This is a genomic window from Eubacterium ramulus ATCC 29099 (assembly GCF_000469345.1).
Taxonomy (GTDB): domain Bacteria; phylum Bacillota; class Clostridia; order Lachnospirales; family Lachnospiraceae; genus Eubacterium_I; species Eubacterium_I ramulus.
In genome coordinates this window covers 47,969-52,853 of record NZ_KI271117.1, presented here as the reverse complement: position 1 = coordinate 52,853, position 4,885 = coordinate 47,969, and the positions used below count along the sequence as shown (strand labels likewise).

Genomic DNA, 4,885 nt, shown 5'->3' with positions numbered 1-4,885 from the left:
TAAACAGACAGCTTATCTGAAAGCTAAGGAAAGGTATGATACACAGAGAGAAAAACTGGCAGGCAGATATAAAGCAAAAACAGCTATATATGAAGCATTGATGTTTCTGCTGATATGGTATTCCGTATCAACTACTCTTTTTCAGATGATACGGTCAAAAATATTTATTTCTGATTGCGTGGTATTCTTTGATACAATCGCCACTTTTATACAGAACATTGCAGGATTGACTATACTGGCAGGGAAGAATGTGGCACAGGTTAGCAATGGAATATCCAATCCTGTCGTTGTCGGAATTATATACTGGATGATAAGAATACTGATTTCCGGTGGATGTCTGGTGGGTGTGGGAATACTTTTGGCATTCATCGAAATAAAGATTGCAGGGCTATATAAGAAATACTGTTGGGATATGATTACCATAATGGTGATACTCGTAAGTATGGCAATAGCAATCTATTTCGCAGATTGGATAAGGACAATATTACCAGTCAATCTACTGTTTCTATTGTTATTGGTACAGGTAATATATGTCGTGATAAGATGGTATGTGAAAGGCTGGCGGGAAACAAGGGGATATTACTAAAACATACTATACCATGCCTAAAACTGTTAAACAATAAATCGGCATAATTGGTCATTTCATGATGCAAGATAAAAAGACTGATTATGTCGATATACAGATTCTGTGAATGAATGAAAGTGGATAACTTGTTTTGTCCGAGCAAGGGAACTATAATGTTTTGGTAGAAGTAAAAAAGACAACCATTTGGTTGAGAAAAAAAGATGCAGAAAAACCTATTGACGGAAGAATAAAAAATCAAGGAGTAATCATGATAGAAAACAAGATAATATTGATTGAAGATGATAAAGAAATAAGAGGAATGATAAACGATTATTTATCAGGAGAATTTGAAGTGACAGCTTTTAATGATGGTATGTCAGCTATCCAGAAAATTACAAGCTATGATGAATATGCGCTTGCGCTTATTGATCTTATGTTACCGGATATAAGCGGGATGGAGATTATTAAGATAATTCGTAAAGTCAGCAAGATACCAATTATTATTATTACTGCTAAAGACAATGATATAGACAAATCATTAGGATTGAATTTGGGTGCTGATGATTATGTGGTAAAACCTTTTTCACTCATTGAGCTTACTGCTAGAATAAAGGCTAACATCAGACGAGCAAGAACCTACCAGGCGTTACCGAATAATTCAATTATCAAAATTAAAGATATAGAAATCGACCCTCATAGTCACATGGTTCAGCGCAAAGGAGTAACCATAGATTTAACGCCAATTGAATTTCAAATTTTATACATTTTAGCAAGCCATCCGGGGCAGGCTTATTCAAAGGAAAGGCTATATGAACTGATTTGGAAAGAACCATATTTTGGAAATGAAAATGTGTTGAATACACACATCAATCGTCTTCGCTTGAAATTGAAGAGCAATGCAGAAGACAGTACAGCCTATGTTAAAACTTTATGGGGCATTGGATATAAGATGGAGGAGAAATAGATGATGATTTTATTTGTGGTTCTTTCATTTGTTATGGTTTTTATATTGATCTGGCAACAGATACAGCATAAAAAATTAGTACGAGAAATTGATTATATTACAAGTAGGCTTGATACTATTTCTGTCATTTCTGAAAATGGCTTTGTACTTATACCTACAGATAATGATAGTATCAAGAAATTAAGCGCTGCACTTAATAAGCTGCTTCAGGATTTTTATACAAAAAAGTCACAATTTGAGCAGAGTAAACAGGCAATGGCGAAAGTCCTTACAAACATCTCTCACGACATCCGAACTCCACTCACTGTTCTAAAAGGAAATAGTGAAATGCTTTCCAATATAACAAACACTTACTCTGCATCTGAAAATGTTCATGCTATGGCTGTTAAAATAGACCAAAAGGCTGATGATTTAATCTCAACAATTAACGACTATTTTACAATGTCTAAAATAACTTCTGGAGATTTTTCTATTAAAATGAAAAAGGAAAATATATCAAGGATTTGCCAAGATACAATTTTGGACTACTATGACCTTCTTGAACAGAAACAATTTGAAGTCAATATTCAGATACCGGATACACCGATTTTTGCCTATACAGATAACGAGGCGTTACAACGCATTTTAAAAAATCTGATAGACAATGCCATCCGACATGGTGGTGATGGTAAGTATATTTCTTTAAGGCTCATCACATCAAATGGAAAAAACATTATTGAAATAGAAGATCGAGGAGATGGGATATCACCACAGCAGCAAAAACAGATCTTTGAAAGGAATTATACAACAGCCCGAAAAACTTCCGGCAGTGGTTTGGGGCTTTCAATTTCAAAATGTCTTGCTGAACAAATTGGGGCAGACTTAGAAGTTTATAGTGTACAAAATGAGCAAACTATTTTCTCAATCATCTTGAAAAAGTTAGAAAATCGTTAGATTTATGACAGAGAAAAGAGAAGTCCATTTTGTATAATGGCAGCTATAAAGGAGGCACACAAAATGGATTATATTATGGAAACCGTAGGTTTGCGAAAAGCCTACAAAGATAATATTGTTGTAGACGATGTAAATATGCATATATCTAAAGGGGCAATATATGGCTTTGTTGGTCCAAACGGTGCAGGAAAAAGCACGGTTATGAAAATGATTTTGAGTCTTATCCAGCCAGATGCTGGAGAGGTTCAGCTTTTAGGCGAAAAAGTTACCAGTCACAGTTATGAAATATTCAAAAAGGTTGGTTCTATTATTGAGAATCCATACTTTTACGATAAAATGACTGCCAGACAAAACTTAGAGCTGCACTGTGAGTATATGGGATTTCCCAACAAGGAACGAATCGATGAGGTTTTGCATTTGGTGGACTTGCAGAATGTCGAGAAAAAACAAGTTTGTCATTACTCGTTGGGTATGAAACAACGACTTGCTATTGCAAGAGCTATTCTGGCAAAGCCAGAATTTTTGATTTTAGACGAACCGATCAATGCTTTAGACCCTGAGGGTATTCGTGAAATGCGAACCCTTTTTCAACGGCTAAATCAAGAAGATGGAACAACTATTTTTATATCCAGCCACATTCTATCCGAAGTGGATCTTCTTGCTGATACGATTGGAATTATTCAACACGGAAAACTCTTAACAGAATTACCTATCGAAGAAATCCATAAGCATCAAACAGATTATATCAGCTTGCAGGTTGACGATGTGACTCGTGTTGCTGCACTGCTTGAAAACATGAGAATCACGAATTTTAGTGTATTAGATAAAGAATTTATCCACATTTATGATTCTGATATTTCAGGTAAAGCTCTGTCAAAAGCCATCATTGAGAACGGGATTGGTTTGGAGAGCATGGGACGCAAGCAAGACACACTGGAAGATTTCTTTTTCCAGCTTACAGAGGAGGAAAAATGAGATGACACATTTGATCAAACTGGAACTGAAAAAATTTGGTATTGCACAAAATATTATCTTTATGTTTGCCGCAATTCTTTTCAGCATCCTTTTCATTACAATATCTTTATGGGATAGCATGACAGACCCCAAACAGGTCAAAGACACATTTGAAAGCACATACCTTGTCATTGGCTTATTGATGTCATTCATTTTTCTTGTGTACTCGTCGGTCTTAACGGCAAAGCTGGTTATTGGAGAATATAATCATCGAACAATTACGATTATGTTTTCTTATCCTTTAAACAGAATAAAATTGATTGCCAGCAAATTAACTATAATCATGGTTTATACAGCGATTTCAATGACGATTGGATATATCTGTTGTAGCAGTTATATTATATTTGCGGATAAATCCTTTAATATGCTGGAGGGAACATTTCAACCATCAATGCTCCGAACATGGATACCAATGGCAATAACCACTGTGATTATATGTATGGTGCTGTCTCTGTGGTCATTTATTATTGGCATGATCAGAAAATCTGTTCCTGCAACAATCGTTACTTCTTTGATTGTTATTGTGTTACGGCAAGTTATTATCACCAAAAACACAACCAATCAGGAGTCCATAATGCAAGTTATCTTAGTTGCTATTGTTACCGTCATTGCTACACTACTTATCTTTAAAAGAAAAGTGCCTGAACTATATTGATTATTTCTATTTTTACAAATGGTAAAAGAAAAAGCCGTCGCAAAGCAGATTCAATTTCATGTATTTATATAACGGCGGCTTTGATTTTTAAAGTCAATGTTTTTAGTGATTACACAAACAGATGACAACTTACATGTATGTGGTAGCTGACGTAAGTTTGGATTATTTTAAAAGATTTCCAATGAATCTTCCGCATCTACCCACATCTGCATATTCCCATCCAGATATAATCGTACATATTCAAGCGGTTCATCAATTGCAAGTGCATTTAATGCACAATCTGAGCCAGGCGTAGTTTTTAAATTCTTTTCTGCTTCCCAACAGTCAATGCGGAGCATATAGCTCGCAGAGGTATAAACATCAACACTATTACGTTGTGGATTGTATTCTGCAAATATTGTTCTCATTGTATCAAATCTCCTTATCATTCAATCAATCATTTCTTACAAAAATCAGAAGCGTTTCAATCAGTTCACCATGTCATTTTCATTTTGTGCTATAATGTGTTATCAGTTTTTTTGCCCTTGTATTTGCCCTTATCAGAGTTCGTAAACACTTACGGGACGCTATAACACAAGGGAAACAATAAGGGAAAGCTCACCTGCGCCAAACTTAGTGTTTTCAAAGGCTTGAGAGATATTTGATAATAAAATATAACAATTATTAAATCCCTTGGAATACATGAAATCTCAATTCTGGTTTGTCTGTGTAAAGGGCAAATTCGGAAGCAGAAATCCAGACAGACACGGATGAT

6 protein-coding genes are annotated in these 4,885 nt (G+C 35.2%); 5 read left to right on the top strand and 1 reads right to left on the bottom strand.

Features of this window, described 5'->3' with window-relative positions; translation table 11 throughout:
- The 5 genes from HMPREF0373_RS06930 to HMPREF0373_RS06910 all read left to right on the top strand — a co-directional run.
- On the top strand, positions 1 to 586 hold a 586-nt coding region (locus tag HMPREF0373_RS06930; protein ID WP_021738957.1), incomplete at its 5' end, for a DUF6040 family protein.
- A gap of 157 nt (positions 587 to 743) precedes the next feature.
- A complete protein-coding gene (locus HMPREF0373_RS06925) occupies positions 744 to 1,529 on the top strand; it encodes a response regulator transcription factor (RefSeq protein ID WP_226851416.1) in 786 nt (261 codons plus the stop codon).
- Positions 1,530 to 2,462, top strand: a complete 933-nt coding sequence (locus HMPREF0373_RS06920; protein WP_021738955.1) for a sensor histidine kinase — start codon at positions 1,530 to 1,532, stop codon at positions 2,460 to 2,462. It abuts the gene before it with no gap.
- 63 nt (positions 2,463 to 2,525) lie between these two features.
- The gene (locus HMPREF0373_RS06915) at positions 2,526 to 3,437 is read left to right on the top strand and encodes an ABC transporter ATP-binding protein (protein ID WP_015515239.1); all 912 of its coding nucleotides are present in this window, start codon (positions 2,526 to 2,528) and stop codon (positions 3,435 to 3,437) included.
- A 1-nt stretch (position 3,438) separates the two neighbouring features.
- Positions 3,439 to 4,131, top strand: coding sequence for an ABC transporter permease (locus tag HMPREF0373_RS06910; RefSeq protein WP_005334737.1), 693 nt, complete (start codon positions 3,439 to 3,441; stop codon positions 4,129 to 4,131).
- A gap of 167 nt (positions 4,132 to 4,298) precedes the next feature.
- On the opposite strand, the gene HMPREF0373_RS06905 is transcribed toward HMPREF0373_RS06910, so the two are convergent.
- The gene (locus HMPREF0373_RS06905; RefSeq protein WP_008118570.1) at positions 4,299 to 4,559 is read right to left on the bottom strand and encodes a DUF6061 family protein; all 261 of its coding nucleotides are present in this window, start codon (positions 4,557 to 4,559) and stop codon (positions 4,299 to 4,301) included.
- Between the last annotated feature and the right edge of the window lie 326 nt (positions 4,560 to 4,885).